This window comes from Streptomyces sp. NPDC002386, assembly GCF_053593175.1.
Genome location: NZ_JBSFBX010000017.1, coordinates 174,089 through 189,578 on the forward strand (window position 1 = coordinate 174,089; position 15,490 = coordinate 189,578).

14 protein-coding genes are annotated in these 15,490 nt (G+C 73.9%); 5 read left to right on the forward strand and 9 right to left on the reverse strand.

All coding sequences use genetic code 11. The annotated features are described in order from the left end of the window. Positions 1-120 precede the first annotated feature (120 nt). Positions 121-534 (reverse strand): SSI family serine proteinase inhibitor, encoded by a 414-nt coding sequence (locus tag ACWCPN_RS29640; RefSeq protein ID WP_451212191.1) that lies wholly within the window; start codon positions 532-534, stop codon positions 121-123. A gap of 88 nt (positions 535-622) precedes the next feature. Next, the gene (locus tag ACWCPN_RS29645; RefSeq protein WP_451212194.1) at positions 623-1,183 is read right to left on the reverse strand and encodes an FHA domain-containing protein; all 561 of its coding nucleotides are present in this window, start codon (positions 1,181-1,183) and stop codon (positions 623-625) included. Positions 1,184-1,359: 176 nt separating this feature from the next. On the opposite strand from ACWCPN_RS29645, the gene treZ reads away from it, so the two are divergent. Then, positions 1,360-3,105, forward strand: coding sequence for a malto-oligosyltrehalose trehalohydrolase (gene treZ, locus ACWCPN_RS29650; RefSeq protein ID WP_451212197.1), 1,746 nt, complete (start codon positions 1,360-1,362; stop codon positions 3,103-3,105). A gap of 33 nt (positions 3,106-3,138) precedes the next feature. Here the strand turns inward: treZ and ACWCPN_RS29655 are convergent, their stop codons facing one another. From ACWCPN_RS29655 to cyc2, 4 genes are all read right to left on the reverse strand, one after another. Continuing rightward, on the reverse strand, positions 3,139-4,086 hold the full coding sequence (locus ACWCPN_RS29655) for a phosphotransferase (protein WP_451212199.1): 948 nt from the start codon (positions 4,084-4,086) through the stop codon (positions 3,139-3,141). A gap of 55 nt (positions 4,087-4,141) precedes the next feature. Next, a complete protein-coding gene (locus tag ACWCPN_RS29660) occupies positions 4,142-5,269 on the reverse strand; it encodes an aminopeptidase P family protein (protein WP_451212202.1) in 1,128 nt (375 codons plus the stop codon). 192 nt (positions 5,270-5,461) lie between these two features. Further along, positions 5,462-6,046, reverse strand: coding sequence for a PDZ domain-containing protein (locus tag ACWCPN_RS29665; protein WP_451212205.1), 585 nt, complete (start codon positions 6,044-6,046; stop codon positions 5,462-5,464). Positions 6,047-6,226: 180 nt separating this feature from the next. Continuing rightward, on the reverse strand, positions 6,227-8,389 hold the full coding sequence (gene cyc2 / locus ACWCPN_RS29670; protein ID WP_451212208.1) for a germacradienol/geosmin synthase Cyc2: 2,163 nt from the start codon (positions 8,387-8,389) through the stop codon (positions 6,227-6,229). Positions 8,390-8,617: 228 nt separating this feature from the next. On the opposite strand from cyc2, the gene ACWCPN_RS29675 reads away from it, so the two are divergent. Next, entirely contained in the window at positions 8,618-9,880 is a 1,263-nt protein-coding gene (locus tag ACWCPN_RS29675) for a cytochrome P450 (RefSeq protein ID WP_451212211.1), read from the forward strand. Here ACWCPN_RS29675 and ACWCPN_RS29680 read toward each other — a convergent pair. Continuing rightward, positions 9,857-11,056 carry a damage-control phosphatase ARMT1 family protein gene (locus tag ACWCPN_RS29680; protein ID WP_451212214.1) on the reverse strand — a complete coding sequence of 400 codons (1,200 nt, stop codon included), beginning with the start codon at positions 11,054-11,056 and terminating at the stop codon, positions 9,857-9,859. The two genes, ACWCPN_RS29675 and ACWCPN_RS29680, sit on opposite strands and share 24 nt — an antisense overlap. Positions 11,057-11,078: 22 nt before the next feature. After that, positions 11,079-11,726: a ScbR family autoregulator-binding transcription factor gene (locus ACWCPN_RS29685; RefSeq protein ID WP_392293407.1), complete on the reverse strand. Its 648-nt coding sequence runs from the start codon at positions 11,724-11,726 to the stop codon at positions 11,079-11,081. Positions 11,727-12,125: 399 nt separating this feature from the next. Here ACWCPN_RS29685 and ACWCPN_RS29690 point away from each other — a divergent pair, with 399 nt between their 5' ends. Next, on the forward strand, positions 12,126-13,064 hold the full coding sequence (locus tag ACWCPN_RS29690) for a lytic polysaccharide monooxygenase (protein ID WP_451212217.1): 939 nt from the start codon (positions 12,126-12,128) through the stop codon (positions 13,062-13,064). Between the two features lie 17 nt (positions 13,065-13,081). Here the strand turns inward: ACWCPN_RS29690 and ACWCPN_RS29695 are convergent, their stop codons facing one another. After that, on the reverse strand, positions 13,082-13,735 hold the full coding sequence (locus ACWCPN_RS29695) for a Tat pathway signal sequence domain protein (RefSeq protein WP_451212220.1): 654 nt from the start codon (positions 13,733-13,735) through the stop codon (positions 13,082-13,084). A 641-nt stretch (positions 13,736-14,376) separates the two neighbouring features. On the opposite strand from ACWCPN_RS29695, the gene ACWCPN_RS29700 reads away from it, so the two are divergent. Together ACWCPN_RS29700 and ACWCPN_RS29705 are read left to right on the forward strand one after the other, a co-directional pair. After that, positions 14,377-15,057 carry a DUF6230 family protein gene (locus tag ACWCPN_RS29700; RefSeq protein WP_451212223.1) on the forward strand — a complete coding sequence of 227 codons (681 nt, stop codon included), beginning with the start codon at positions 14,377-14,379 and terminating at the stop codon, positions 15,055-15,057. After that, positions 15,054-15,485: a DUF6114 domain-containing protein gene (locus ACWCPN_RS29705; protein WP_451212226.1), complete on the forward strand. Its 432-nt coding sequence runs from the start codon at positions 15,054-15,056 to the stop codon at positions 15,483-15,485. The genes ACWCPN_RS29700 and ACWCPN_RS29705 overlap by 4 nt, the downstream gene beginning before the upstream one ends. Positions 15,486-15,490: the final 5 nt, after the last annotated feature.

Genomic DNA, 15,490 nt, shown 5'->3' on the forward strand with positions numbered 1-15,490 from the left:
CGGGGCGGAGTGCGGCGTCCGCGCCGCCCCGCGCCCCGGCGGTCCACGGGGCGGACCGCGTCCGCCCGGGTCCGTAGCGCCCTGTCCGCCGTCCTGCCCGCCCGGCAGGTCCCGTGCGGGTCAGTCGTCCAGGGCGAAGACCGAACCCGTGCGGGCGTCCATGACGCAGTTGCTGGCGTACGTCTCCTGGAACTCGACCGGCCGCCCCTTCCACTCCCCGTGCGCCCGGGCGGTCACGGGGGCGTAGATCATCGGGCAGAACACGTCCTTCTGCGGGATGCGCGCGACGTCCCCGCCGGCCCGGGTGAGCGCGGCGCAGGCGTCGGCCGCGTGCGGTTGCCCCTGCGGCGGGTCGCACAGCAGCAGGGTGCCGTGGGAGTCGAGGGACGGGCTCTCGCCGCGGGTGACGGTGAGGAAGAGCCAGTCGCCGGACGATGTGGCGCGGGGCGCGGCCTGGGCCGGCCCCGCGACGAGGAGGCCGGCGGCGGCCAGCACGGCGCCGGCGGCCGCGGTCGCTCGGGTGAAGTACGTCATGCCCCTTGCATCGGCACGGCGGCCCGCGCTCCCCACCCCCACTCACCCGAACGGAACCGCGCGGGCGGACGGCCGTGCGCCGGTCCGGTCAGGTGTCGCGGTGCGCCGCCAGCCGGAAGGCGGTGCGGCCGAAGGCGACCTGGTCGCCCTCGCGGACCACGACGGCGCCGGTCACCCGGCGGCCGTTGACGGTGGTGCCGTTGGTGGAACCGAGGTCCCTGAGGATCCACATGCCGCCCTGGCGCCGCAGTTCGGCGTGCACCCGGGAGACCGTGTCGTGGTTGAGGCGCAGCCCGTTGGCGGGATCGCGGCCGATGCGCAGCGGGTGTCCGCCCTCCGGGTGCGGCAGGAGCAGCTTGGGCAGCCGCTCGGCCTGCCAGGCCCGGCGCAGCCGCACGGTGAAGCCGGAGACGGCCTCGACGGTGCCGAACACCGCGCGCGAGAAGCGGTTCTCGCGGCGCAGGTCGGCGGTGAGGGCGGCGAGTTCGTCCGCGCCGTGGGCGGCGAGGGCCAGTTCCATGCGGTGCACGAAGGTGTCGTGCGACAGCCGTCCCATGGCGACGCCCTCCCGCAGCGCCCGCAGCGCCTTGTCGCGCTCCGCGTCGGACAGCCGCGCGGGGTGCAGGGGGAACTCGAAGGACGACGTCACGCTGGTGATTGTCAGGGGTGTGAACCCCCGGTGTCCAGAATCGGGGAAAACGGTGCCGACACCGGCGAACCGGCGCGACACCCGCCGGGAAAGCCCGGATTCGAAAGCGGATTGATCGCTTTCGCGGCACGATGGAGGTGACTCCATCACGGTGAGCAGACGAAGGGGGACCGTCCGTGCAGTTCGAGGTGTGGGCACCGCGGGCAGACCGTGTGACGCTCCATTGCGACGGCGCGACAGGCGCGTTGGAACCCGATCCGCGGCGGGCCGGCTGGTGGCGGGGGGAGGCCACGGCGCGGGACGGCTCGCGGTACGGGTTCGCGCTGGACGACGGTCCCGTGCGGCCCGACCCGCGCTCGCGCCGGCAGCCGGACGGCCCGGACGGCCTGAGCGCGGTCGTCGACCACGGACGCTACGCGTGGCGGGCCGCGTGGGCGGGCCGCGGGCTGCCGGGGGCGGTGCTCTACGAGCTGCACGTGGGCACGTTCACCCCCGAGGGCACCCTGGACGCGGCCGCGGCCCGGCTGGAGCACCTGGTGGAACTCGGCATCAGCCATGTGGAGTTGATGCCGCTGTGCCCGTTCCCCGGACGGCACGGCTGGGGGTACGAGGGGGTGTCGCTGTGGGCGGTGCACGAGCCGTACGGCGGCCCCGAGGCGCTGAAGCGGTTCGTGGACCGGGCACACGAACTCGGTCTGGCCGTGATCCTGGACGTGGTGCACAACCACCTGGGCCCGTCGGGCAATTACCTGCCGGAGTTCGGGCCGTACTTCACCGACACGCACCACACGCCGTGGGGTTCGGCGGTGAACCTGGACGCGCCCGGCTCGGACGAGGTACGCGCGTTCCTGGTGGGCAGCGCGCTGGCGTGGCTGCGGGACTACCGGCTCGACGGGCTGCGGCTGGACGCCGTGCACGCGCTGTACGACACGCGCGCGTGCCACTTCCTGGAGGAGCTGTCCGCCGCCGTCGACGGCCTCGCGGGCGAACTGGGCCGCCCGCTGTCGCTGATCGCCGAGTCGGACCTGAACAACCCGCGGTTCATCACGCCGCGCGCGGAGAACGGCCTCGGGCTGCACGCCCAGTGGAACGACGACTTCCACCACGCCGTGCACACCGCGCTGACCGGCGAGTCCCAGGCGTACTACGCCGACTTCGCGCGGGACCCCTTCGACGCGCTCGCCAAGACGCTCACCGGGGGCTGGTTCCACGACGGGACGTACTCGAGCTTCCGCGGCCGCGCCCACGGCCGGCCGCTGGACCGGGCCCGGGTGGCCGGGCACCGGCTGCTGGGCTACAGCCAGACCCATGACCAGATCGGCAACCGGGCGCAGGGGGACCGGCTCTCCGCGCGGCTCTCCCCCGGTCTGCTGGCCTGCGCGGCGACGCTCACGCTGACCGCGCCGTTCACGCCGATGCTGTTCATGGGCGAGGAGTGGGCGGCGGGCACCCCCTGGCAGTTCTTCACCGACCACACGGACCCGGAACTGGCCGAGGCCGTACGGCGGGGCAGGCGACGGGAGTTCGCGCAGCACGGCTGGGCCGAGGAGGACGTACCGGATCCGCAGGACCCGGCGACCCGGGACCGGTCCTGCCTCGACTGGTCGGAGCGGGAGCGCGAGCCGCACGCGCGCGTGCTGGCCTGGTACCGGCGGCTGATCTCGCTGCGCCGGGAGCAGCCGGACCTGACCGATCCAGACCTCGCCGACACGAAGGTGGCCCACGACGCCGAGGCCCGCTGGCTGGCGTTCCGGCGCGGGGACGTCCGGGTGGCGGTGAACCTGGGCAAGGAGCCGGCCGCGATCCCGCTGGGCACCGGCCGGGTGGAGGTCCTCGCCGCGTGGGACCCGGTACGTGCGCCGGGCCCGGACGGACTGCTGCAGGTGCCCGGGGAGTCGTGCGTGGTGCTGATCCAGCCCTGAGCCGCGGCCACGCCGGCGTGCCGGGGCCCGTGGCTACGGCGGGGTGTCGTCCTCGTCCTTGAAGTCGGTCACCCGCTCCAGCAGGATCGGCTCCCAGGCGCGCCGCAGCCGGCTGCGCAGCAGCGTCGGGGAGCCGGGGGCGCGGCCCTCCAGGTGGCCGGCGAGCCGCAGCACGGTGTCGCAGCGGGCGAGCCACAGGCCGCGCAGGCAGGGGCGGGGGCCGTACCCGGCGAGGGTGGCGGCCCGCACGGCGGCCGGGGAGCCGACGGCCACGGCGAGCCCGGCGATGTCCTCGGCGGGGTCGCCGAGGGCCGCCTCGGTCCAGTCCAGGACACCGCGCACCCGGCCGTCGGCGCTGACCACCACGTGCTCCCCGATGAGACCGTGGTGGGTCAGGACGGCGGTGCCGTGCTGCGCGGCGAGCTGGGCGGCGCCGGGCGGGGTGAGATGCAGTCGGGTGGCGTCGAACTCGTCGGCGGCGGCGAGCCGTTCGGCCGCCTGCACGGCCATGCGGCGCAGCGCGTCCAGGGAGCGCGGGGCGGTGCGCGGCACCCCGAGCGCCTCGGCCTGCCGTACCGGCACCGCGCGCAGCCCGCCGAGCAGCCCGGCGAGGTCGTCCTCGCCCACGGCGGAGACGTCGTGCTCGTCGGCGGTGCCGCCGGGCACCACCGTGTCGAGGGTGTACGCGAGTCCGGGCGCCCAGTCGCCGTGGGCGACGCTGACCGGGACGGTGACGGGCACGTGCGGGCGGACCAGGTCGCGCAGCCGCAGTTCCCGGCGGCGGCGCGCGGAGGCGTCCCGGTCGGGGGCGAGGCGCAGCACCTGCCGGGTGCCGACCCACCAGGTGTGCTCGTGGTCCTCGCCGACCGGGCGGACGTCCGGTCCCCCGGCCTGGCCGGCGTTCCGGCCGGTGCTCTCCTTGAGCAGCGAGCGGACCAGTCGGCGGACGGTGTCCGCGGTGGGTGTCGGTGCCTGGGTCATGGGTCGCGCGCAGCCGTTCCGATCCGTCGTCGAGAGTGGGTGTGTCCCGGTCGCCTCAGTCCACCACGACCATCTCACGGGTGGTGTTGTTGAGGCGGCGTCCGCCGTCCGCGGTCACCGTGACGATGTCCTCGATCCGCACGCCGAACCGGCCCGGCAGATAGATGCCGGGCTCCACCGAGAAGCACATGCCGGGCACCAGGGGCTGCTCCTCGCCCTCGATCATGTACGGCGGCTCGTGCGTGGTGACGCCGATGCCGTGCCCGGTGCGGTGGATGAAGTACTCGCCGTATCCGGCGTCGGTGATGACCGCGCGGGCGGCGCGGTCGACCTCCTGACAGGCGACGCCCGGCCGCACGGCCCGGAAGCCCGCCTCCTGCGCGGCGCGGACGGTGTCGTGGACCCGGCGCTCCTCCTCGGTCGGCTCGCCGACGTGCACCGTGCGCGTGGTGTCCGAGCCGTAGCCGTCCTTGAGGCCGCCGAAGTCCAGGACCACCATGTCGCCGGGCCGGATGACGCGGTCGCCGACCTCGTGGTGCGGGTTGGCGCCGTTGGGGCCCGAGCCGACGATGGTGAAGTCGACCTGGGAGTGCCCGAAGCGCAGCAGCAGGTCGGCGAGGTCGCGGCCGATGTCGGACTCGCGGCGGCCGGCGAAGGGCACCTTCCGGATCTCCTCGAACGCCTGGTCGGCGGCGGCTCCGGCGGCCGCCAGCAGTTCCAGTTCGGCGGCGTCCTTGACGCCGCGCAGCATGGGCAGGGCGTCGGTGAGGGCGGCGTAGGAGGTGCCGGGCAGGGTGCGCTGGAGGCCCAGCAGGTGCATCGCCCAGGTGTTGTCGCTGATGCCGAGGCGCCCCCGCTCCGCCAGGAGTCCGGCGGTGACGGCGTAGGGGTCCTTGGCGTCGGTCCAGTCACGCAGGGTGAGCACGGAAGCGGCGGGCGACCGCTCGGCGTCCGGTGCCTCCAGGGTGGGCACCACGAGCACGGGGTCGCGTCCGGGGGCCAGCACCAGCACGGTGAGCCGCTCGGTGACCGCGGTGGGCGTGTAGCCGGTCAGCCAGACCATGTCGGGACCCGGTGCCACGAGCAGTCCGGCGAGGCCGGCTTCGGCGGCGGAGCGCGCGGCGCGCTCCATGCGGGCCCTGTAGTCGTCGGCGGTGAAGGGCGCGGGCGTGCTGCCGGTCATCCGGGGCCTCCGAGCGCGGTCGAGTGGCGGGGTGAAGCGGTTCCGGGCAGCATCCTGCCCGGCCGGGCCGGGCTGCGCGAGCCGATGACCGAGTCGCGCGCGCGGCGGTTCGCGGGCGCGGGGCCCGTCAGGGGGCCCGGAACCCTGAGATCCGCGGGTTCCGGGCGCCCCGCCCGGGCGGCGTGCCGCCGCTCAGGTCACGACACCCGGTACGACGGTCAGCTGCTGGTAGCCGCCCCCGGCGTGGCGGACGGTGAGGGTCACCGCGGCCCCGGGCCGGGCCTGCGCCACGGCGCGGGCCAGGTCGGCGGCGGTGTCCACCCGGGCGGCGCCGAACTGGAGCAGGACGTCGCCGCGGACCAGTCCGGCCGTGTAGCCGGGGCCGGGCACGTGGACGCCGGTCACGAGCGCGCCCGCCTTCTGGGCGTCCACGGCCTCCACCCCCAGCGTCGCACCGGTGGCGCGGAGTTCGGCGGGGCCCGGCAAGGCGGTGGCGGCGGTGGACAGGGGGGCCGTTCCGGCGGGGTGGGCGCTCGGCGGGGCCTGCTGCCGCAGCCCGGCCGGCCGGCTCGAGCCGATCACGGTGGCGCCCACCGTGCCGATGCCCACCCCGCAGAGCAGGACGACGGTTGCGCTCAGCAGCCCGAGCAGCAGGGTCCGCAGCCGCCGGCCGCGGCGGCCCGCGGCGTGCGGGCGGCCGGGGCCGGGCTCCGCGGCGGTTTCCTCCCGGCGCTCCCGGCCGGGCATCGGCTTGGGCCGCAACGCTGTCTGTTCCATGGTTCGCTCGCCTCCGGAGGGTGCCTACCCGGGGCGCCGGGCCGCGACGAGTCACGAACGAGTGAGACTGGCCGCAGGGTGGCACGGGGTATGCCTGGGGCCGGTGTCCGGACGCGGGCCGGCGCGTGAGCCGCCGGCCCGGTGGCCCACGGCTCACGCCCGCCGCGTCGGCCCGCTCCGTCAGCCCGGGGACGGCACCGGCACACCGGGGGCACGGCCCGGCAGGAAGCCGTGGGCGCGGCTGCCGAGCCACTCGGCCTTGTAGCGGTCGACCTCCCGGTGCCAGTGGAGGATGCCCGCCATCCAGTTCTGCAGGTCGAGGACATAGCCGTCCATCGCCGCGCGCGCCTCACCGGACAACTGGAAGTCCTCGTAGAGGACCGGCAGTTCGTGCGCGACGACGTGCTCGAACTGCCGCATCCGCTGGGTCGTCAGGTCGTGCACGACGCCGAGCGCGGCCGGGTAGTCCACGCCGAAGAAGTTCTGCACGACGAGCACGGCGTTGTGGATCTCGCCCTCGTACTCGATCTCCTTCTGGTACGAGAAGATGTCGTTGAGGAGGCAGGCGTAGTCGATCGCGGCGTTCTCCAGGGAGCGCACCGGTCCGCTGCGGTAGACCTCGGGCGGGATCGCCGGGCCGTGGCCCACGCGGCACATGCTCAGGGTGAGGTCGGAGCCGAAGGTCGAGCGCCGCATCTCCAGGTAGTCGACCGGGTCGGGGACGCGGTGCAGCGCCTGGTTGGACAGCTCCCACACCCAGCTCTCGGTCATGGTGTCCACGGCCGCCCTGAGGGTGCGCCGCTGGCCGGGTGTCATCTCCGCGGTCGTACGCGCCCAGAGGTCGGTCAGGCCGCGCTCCATGGCGCTCACGGGGACGACGGCCGGTTCGCCGTCCACCGGCATGCAGGCGGAGAGCCGGGCCGTGGTCAGCCGGGCGGCGGCCAGGTCCCGGCGGTGGCCGTACACCAGGGGGTAGTAGTCGTCGCCGTACGTGCCCCAGGCGAGCCACTGGGCGCTGAGGTCGAGGGCCTCGGGGGTGGCGTCCGGGTCGAGGCCGGCGGAGCAGAGCGCGAGGTCGTACGCGGCGAGCTTGTCCTCGTCCCAGACGCCCTCGCCGAGGATGCCCGTGCGGTGCGACCAGGTGACGAGGTTGCGGCGGGCCGAGTCCAGATGGGGGCTCAGCGCCAGCTCGTACGGCATGTGGAAGTCGGGCAGCCGGGACGGGCCGACCTTCTGGAACGGCACGTGCGCGTGGGCGCGCAGGCGTTCCGCGGCGGCCGCGGCGAGCAGCGCGCCGACATCGGCGGCCGAGGTGCCGGGGCCGCTCGGCACCTGCCACGGGGAGGCGGACCGGGCGCCCGCGTTCATGTAGCGGCTGGAGCGCAGGTGCCATTCGTGGCCGCCGGACTGCCAGTCCTGGAGTCCCTTGGCGTAGGCGGCCACCGCGGCGACCTCGCCGGGGGCGAGTCCCTTCTCCAGGGCGACGGCGGGCACTTCGGTGAGGGCGGTGTGCTCGAACTGGTGCAGACGTGAGGTGAGGACGTCGTTGACGGTCTCGGCGGCCTCCTGGGTGGTGCAGCCGAAGAAGTGCTCCAGCACGAGGACGCCGTTGCTGTTCTCGCCCTCGTCCTCCACCTCGCGCTGGTAGGAGAAGAGGTCGTTGCGCAGGTGGACCGCGTCGGAGAACGTCTCCATGAGCACCCTGAGCGGCCGGGTGCCGGCGACGGCGGCGGGCACCTCGGCGGTGGCGTACTCCACCAGCCCCGCCGACCAGGGGGCGCCGCCCACCTTGCGGCGCATCTCGATGTACTCGACCGGGTTGGCGATCCGCCCCTCGTTGATGTTGGACAGTTCCCACAGGGACTCGTTGAGCAGGTGCTCCGTGGCGACGGAGAAGCGCCGCCGCCAGTCGACGGACATCGTCGGCACGGTGCGCCGCCACAGGTCGGCGAGGCCCGCCTCGACCGGGTTCTCCGGCTCCGGCACGGGCGTGGCGGGGTCGAGCGGCATGAACAGGGGCAGTCGGTCCAGGTGGGCCTTTCCGGCGGCGCGGTCCTGGGTGCGCTTGTACATGTCCAGGAAGTGGTCGTCGAAGAAGAACACCCACACGTACCAGTCGGTGATCAGGGAGAGGGCGGGTCCGTCGCAGTCGGGGTGGGTGTAGGCGCACAGGAGCCCGTAGTCGTGCGCCTCCAGGTCGGCCTGCTCCCAGATCCCGGAGCCCTCCAGCATGCCCATCTCGCGCGCCCACGCCGTCGAGTGGGCCCGTGCCTCGTCGAGGTGCGGGTTGAGCCGCGCGGGATACGGCATGTAGAAGTGCGGGAGTTCGAACGGCTGCGTCATGGCGGGGCCCTACCCGGCGCCCGTCAGGGCCATCCGGGGGGCGGCGCATGATCACACCATCGCGTGAAATGCCATGGAACGGGACAACTGGCGCGAGCACCGGTGCCGTTGGCGGCCCACGCGCCCGGTGCGCGCGGCGGTGCACGTCCGCGCTCTTGCCGGGCGCCCCGGCGCGGGCCACGGTAGGAGCGTGACGACCTTCCCGCGAGCGGACGGGGGCGGGCCCGCGTGAGCGTGCGCGAGGCCCCGCCGGTGCCCGACGTCTTCGACCCGCGCCGCTACGCCGCCGGGGTGCCCCACGCCGACTACCGCGTCCTGCGCGACCACCACCCGGTGGCCTGGCAGGAGGAGGCGGAGGTGCTGGGCTGGCCGGCCGGCCCCGGCTTCTGGGCGGTGTCCCGGCACGCCGACGTGGTGCGCGTGCTCAAGGACCCGGCGACGTACTCCTCGCACCTCGGTGCCACCCAGATCCGGGATCCCGACCCGGACGACCTGCCGTTCATCCGGCGGATGATGCTCAATCAGGACCCGCCGGACCACGGCGGGCTGCGGCGACGGGTGAGCCGGGCGTTCACACCGGGCCGCGTCGACCGCTTCGCGGCGGTGGCGCGGGAGCGGGCGCGCGCCCTGCTCGCGCGGGCGCTGCGGGAGGCGCGCTCGGGCGACGGCACGGTCGATCTGGTGGCCGCCGTCACCGACGAGTACGCCCTGCTCAACCTGGCCGACCTGCTGGGTGTTCCGGAGAGCGACCGCGGGCTCCTGCTGCACTGGACGCAGCGGGTGATCGGGTACCAGGACCCGGACGAGGCCGCTCCCCCGGCGCTGGACGGATCGGGCAGGCCGGTGAATCCGCGGTCGCCGGCCGCACTGCGGGACATGTTCGAGTACGCCCGGGAACTGGTCGCGCACAAGCGGCGGTTCCCGGCGGACGACATCCTGACGGCCCTCGCCCACGACCGGGAACTCGGCGGCGCCGAGCTGGAGATGTTCTTCTTCCTGCTCACCGTCGCGGGCAACGACACCGTGCGCAGCGCGGCCCCCGGCGGGCTGCTGGCGCTGATGGAGCACCCGGACGCCTACCGGAGGCTGCGCACCGGGGAGGCCGGACTCGGACCGGCCGTCGAGGAGTTGCTGCGCTGGCATCCGCCCGTGCTGACGTTCCGGCGGACGGCGGCGCGCGACACCGAGCTGGCGGGCCGCCGGATCCGGGCGGGTGAGAAGGTCGTGGTGTTCCACGCCTCCGCCAACCGGGACGAGCGGGTCTTCGCCGGTCCCGGGCGGCTGGACCTCACCCGCGCGCCCAACCCGCACGTCTCCTTCGGGGACGGCCCGCACGTCTGCCTGGGCGCCCATTTCGCACGGCTGCAACTGCGGCTGCTGCACGAGGAGGTGCTGCGCGCCCTGCCCGGCCCGCGGCCGGCCGGTCCGGCCCGGCGGCTGGTGTCCAACTTCATCAACGGCGTCAAGTCACTGCCCGCGTACGTTGCCTGAGGCGTTCACCTGGATGAGGGCGTGGGTGCCGGCGGTGCGCCAGCGCTGTCCCTCTGCCGCGACCAGCGCGGCCTCGGTGGCCGCGGTGAGGCCGGTGATCACGTCGGACTTCAGGGTGCGCAGGGCGGCGACCGGGCCGGGGAAGCCGGCGGTCACCTCCTGGAAGGACGTGGTCGGCGGCCACCGCCGGTCGCCCACCAGACGACGGTAGTTGAGGTCGCCCTTGACGACGGTCAGGGCGGCCGGGGCGAACTCGGCCCGCAGCTCGTCCGGCAGGCCGGCGTACGGCAGCGGGCCACCGGAGAAGGGGTGGGCGCGTACCGTGACCCGCCCGTCGGCCATGGCCGCCCAGAGCAGCCGCCCGTACTCCCCCGCCGCTCCGGGCGCCGCGACGAGCCGCCGCAGGGCGTCGACCACGTCGGCGGTGGTGGCGTCGGAGACGTAGTACGGGTACGGCTTGACGTGCAGCACCGCCCTGCCGATGCGGCCCGCGCCGAGCAGGTGGGCGATCAGCAGCAGGTCGGGGACGAGTTCGCGGCCCGCGTTGTCGGCTACCAGGCACAGCGTGCCGGTGCCGGAGGGCGGCAGCAGCGACCACAGGGTCTCGCTGTCGTCGGCGACCAGGGCGGGCACCGGCGCGGCGTCCTCGCCGGCCCCGGCGGAGAGGCGGAAGCCCAGGTCGGCACGGTTGCCCCAGAGCGAACCGTGCAGCAGGGCGCGGGCCCGGTCCGGTTCCGGCCGGTCACGGAGCGCGTCGAGCGCGGCCAGTTCCTCGCCGGTCTCCGGGGAGTCGAGTTCGGCGCGCTTGAAGGGCCGGAAGGGATCGACGCCCTGCCAGGCGCCGGGGCCGAAGTAGCCGACGGCCTCCAGCAGCAGGCGGTAGAAGTAGCTCTCGGACCACAGCCACGGCACGTCGAACCAGGACCGGCCCACGTGGTCGTCCAGGCCCCAGGCACGCCACCGCGCCAGGTCGCCCGCGTCCTCGGGCAGCGGTGCGAGCACGCCGGAGACACAGCTCTCCAGCAGCTCGTCCAGCGCCCGGTGCTGCACCGGACCGTAGGGGAAGGCGTCCCGCACCCGCCGGATGATCGCGGGGTGCCGCTCGGCCAGCACGCTGTGCGGGAACGAGCCGGGTTCGTTCCCGAGGAGCACGGGCGCGTCGGAGGTGTCTGGCATGCCCGTCACCGTACCGCGCTGGTCAGCCGGTTCTGATCTCCCGCTCGAGCTGCGTGGCGAGGGTGAGGTAGCGCGGACGCCGGTGCACCGGCACCACGCCCCGGATCATGAGGTGCCACATCTCGGCCACTCGCCGGGGCAGCCGTCCGACCGGTTCGAGGGAACGGCCGGCGACCCGGGTGCCGATGAAGAAGCAGACGAGGGAGTGCGCGACGACGCCCACGTCCATCTCGGGGTGCACATCGGCCTCCCGGACGGCACCGGTGAACTTCCGGCCGGCGAACTCCAGCCACTCGGTGAACGGATGCCGCATCGGCGGCCGCACCGGGACGTCCGTGGTGGCCAGACGCAGTCCGGCACGCGGCACCGGGTCCTCGACGGCGAGCCGGGCGACGGCGAACGTGGCGCGCATCAGGGCCTCCAGCGAGGAGTAGCCACGGCGCTCGACGTCGTCGACGACCTTCTGCGCGGCCCTGGACTGGAGGTCGAGGATCGCGTGGGCGAGATCCTCCTTGGCGGCGAAGTGGAAGTACAGCGCCCCCTTGGTGACCTTCGCGTGGCCGACGATGTCGCTCAGGCTGGTGCACTCGTAGCCCTGCCGGTCGAACAGGTCGGCGGCGGCCGTGATGATCGTCGCCCGTGTCTGCTCCGCCCGTAACTGCCTGGCCATCGAATGCCCCCTCCTCGCGCCTCGACCGAACGGGACACGCGGTTTGTTTTGACCTCACGCACACGATAACTCACGCAGGGGCGACGGGAGTCGGCCGGGCGGAACTTTCCCGAGGGCAGTTTCGGCCCGTCCGCGCGCGCTCCGGACCCGACTTGCGTTCCGCAAACGCCCACCAGCGGGAAGCCCCTGTTCCGCTACTTCGACGGTTTCCGGAAGCCAAGTACCGTCATGCGGATGAGCGTCGGCCGGCACGGCGCCGAGCGGGCGCCCCGCCGGCCGGGCGTCGGGCACGCAGGCATGTGAAAACAGCCGACGCGGTCTGTGATGAACGCCGGGAACGCGCCTGCCGTACTGGATGCGGCAGACCTCGTTCCCGCGCCCGCCGAGGAGACGTCCCGGATGACTCGGATGACCGCCCGCCTGAGCGCCACGGCTGCCGCGGCGGCTCTCCCGCTCCTGCTCCTGCCGTGGATGGCGGGGCCCGCCCTGGCCCACGGCGCCCCCACGGACCCGGTCAGCCGGGTGTACGCCTGCTCACCCGAGGGCGGCTCCGCGAACCGGTCCGCGGCCTGCCGGGCCGCGACGTCCGCGAACGGCGCGCCGTTCACCGCATGGGACAACCTGCGCGTGGCCGGCGTGGCCGGCCGGGACCGGCAGGTGATCCCCGACGGCAGACTGTGCAGCGGGAACCTGCCCGCCTACCGGGGGCTCGACCTGCCCAGGGCGGACTGGCCGGCGACCCGGCTGAGCCCGGGCGGGCGGCTGACGATGACGTACGCCTCGACGATCGCGCACACCGGCACGTTCCGGCTGTACCTCACCCGGCCTGGCTACGACCCGGAGAAGCCGCTGACCTGGTCCGATCTGCCCACGCGCCCCTTCGCGGAGGTCAAGGACCCGCCGCTGACGAACGGGGCGTACCACCTGGCGGCCACCCTGCCGAAGGACCGGACGGGACGTCAGATGCTGTACACGATCTGGCAGAACAGCAGCACCCCGGACACCTACTACTCGTGCTCCGACGTGGTGTTCCCGGAGAAGGCCGGCGCGGCGGCGAAGGCCCCGGAGACCGCCGGCGGCCAGGACGCCCCGGCGAGCGCACGGCCCGCGCGGACACCGGCCGCCCGTTCCTCGTCACCGGCTTCCGCTTCGGCCCCGGCTTCGGCTCCCGCCGGGACCCCCGGCACCCCGTCGGTCGACGCCGGTGACGGCACGCCGGTGGCCGAGGAGACCCGCGCGGACGCGGGCCCCTCGGCTCCGTTGGTGGCGGGCGGTGCCGCCGCGGTACTGGTGCTCGTCGCGGGCGCGGTCCTCGTCCCGCGGCTACGGCGGCGCTGAACCCCGTTCCCGGGTGGTCAGTTGACGTAGACCCGGGCGCCGGCGTCGGTGACGGGGGCGTACTTGGCGGTGAAGTAGCCGTTGGCGAAGCACAGGGACGAGCCGGAGAACTTGGTGAACTGCTGGTTGGTGAAGCTGATGCTGCTGTCGCCGTTGGCGGCGGTTCCGGTCAGGCCCGGCGCCCGGTAGACACAGGTGACCGTGCCGAGCAGGGTGCTCAGTTTGACCGTGGTCTGAATGGTGGAGCCGCTGGGCGGGGTGACGCTGAGGACACCGGCCGAGGTGACCGTGGCGGTGTAGGGCAGGTTGTCGATCACGATGCTGCTGACGCCGAGCACGCCGGCGACGTTGCTGGTGCAGCTGCTCGGGTCGAAGGTGTGCCCGGTGACCGACTCGGTGGCCGTGCCGGGGGCGGCCGGGTTGCCGGTGACCTTGGCGGTGAACTGGGAGGTCTTGCAGCTCACGCCGCTGGTACCGGTCGCGCTCGAGTAGAGGGTGGCGGAGGTGCCGGCGGCCAGCGGCGCGGTCAGGGTGTCGCCGACCGCGGCGGCGGTGCCACCGGTGCCGCCCGTGGTCAGGACGGCGCTGCCGGCCGCTGAGGACGGGACGGCGGCGGCGACGGTGAGCGCGGTGGCGGCTCCGGCCAGGGCGAGGAGGGTGCGCGTACGCATGCGGGTGCCTCTCTTCGAAGTGGGGGTGTCGTGGGGTGAGGTGGGGGGTTCGGGGGTGCCGTCGGAAGGGATGAGGCCTTGCGGCGTACCGGGGCATGACGCCTCTCCGGTCCACCGCCGTTGCCGGTCCGTGACGCCTTCTCCGTACGTGACGGACCGGCAGCGGCGGCCGATCGGTGAACCGGCGCGGAGCCGGGAAGGAACCTGCCGCGCGGGCCGGACGGCCGGACCGGGCACGGCGGGGCGAGAGCGCGAAGAGCGGTGGAGCGTACCGGGCAGGCGTGCTGCCGGGCGGAGCGGTGATCAGAAGAGGCCGGGAACGCGGCCGACGCCGCTCGGCGGATCCGGCGCCACGGATCCAGAGGAGATCAGGCAGAGTTTTAGACCTGATGGACCATCAACGTCAAGTCGTACAACAGGAGTTGCCGTACAACCGCATCCTCGACACCCTATTTTCACAACTCCCTTGACCCTTCAAAGTAACCGGCGGTAACTTCCGAGAAGGCTACTGACGCGTAACGAGAAAGCCCTTGCCCCCGCCGGGAGTGCGAGGAGGCGTACGCGTGACAGCCCCGTCCGCGCCAGGACACCGCGCCACTGGAGCCCGATCCGCATCGATCCATGCCCATGGGAGCAGACACATGGCCTCGTCACCGGACTTCCCGTCCGCCGAAGACACCCCCGAGAACGCCGCAAGCGGTTCCCCCGAAGTGCCCGACACCCCCGGACGGGGACGGGTCCGGGCGCGCCGGGCCGCGATGATGGCGGTGCCGGCGACGCTGGTCGCCGCCGGCCTCGCGATCCTGACCGCGCAGGGGGCGCTCGGCGTCCAGTTCGCCATCTCCGGCATGCCGTTCGTGGTCACCGCGGACAAGCTCGAGGGCACCGGGTTCGAGCAGTTCGGCGCGCTGGACAACATGATCGAGAACAGCCCGAACCAGGGGGACACGGGCGGCCAGGAACTCGTCGTCACCTCGGTGGTGAAGGACGGCACCCTGACCAACCTCTGCCAGAGCGTCGACCTCGGCGGCATCCAGCTCGTGCTCACCGCCGGCGGCGGCTCCAGGCCGGTCGGCGTGTCGAACCTGGCCATCGACTCGGACGACATCAAGGGCAACGCCACGTTCGACGGCATCGAGATCGGCCGGGACGCCAGCACCTTCGACAAGGCGGACGTCCAGGGCCCCAAGGGCGTCTACGGACAGCAGGCCGACAAGGTCGTCATCACCGATCTGTACCAGCACAACTACGCGGCCACCGCCGCCGTGTTCAAGCTGCCGAACCTGCACATGCGGTTCGACGGCGACGGCTGCCCCCGGTGAACCGCTTCCGGCAGTGGAGGGGGCGCCGGCCGTTCGCGGGCGGTCTGCTGCTGGTGCTCGGCGGTGCCGAGATCCTGGTGACCATGAAGGCACCGCTCCCGGTGATCCTGCACATCGGCATGCAGGGCCTGGCCGGCTATCTGCTGCCGGTGCTGATGACGATCTGCGGTCTGCTGATCCTCTTCAGCCCGGGCCAGCGCCTCTTCTACTCCCTCACCGGGATCCTGCTGTCCCTGGGGAGCTGGCTCACCTCGAACCTGGGCGGCTTCCTGGTGGGCCTGCTGCTCGGCGCCGTCGGGAGCTGCCTCACCTTCGGCTGGCTGCCCGACCAGCCGCCCCGGGTGAGCCGCCGCCGGCGCCGTACTCGGGCGCGGGCGGCGGCTCAGGACGCCGGAGAACCGGTGCGGGCCTCCGGGGGGACGGCGTAGGTCCC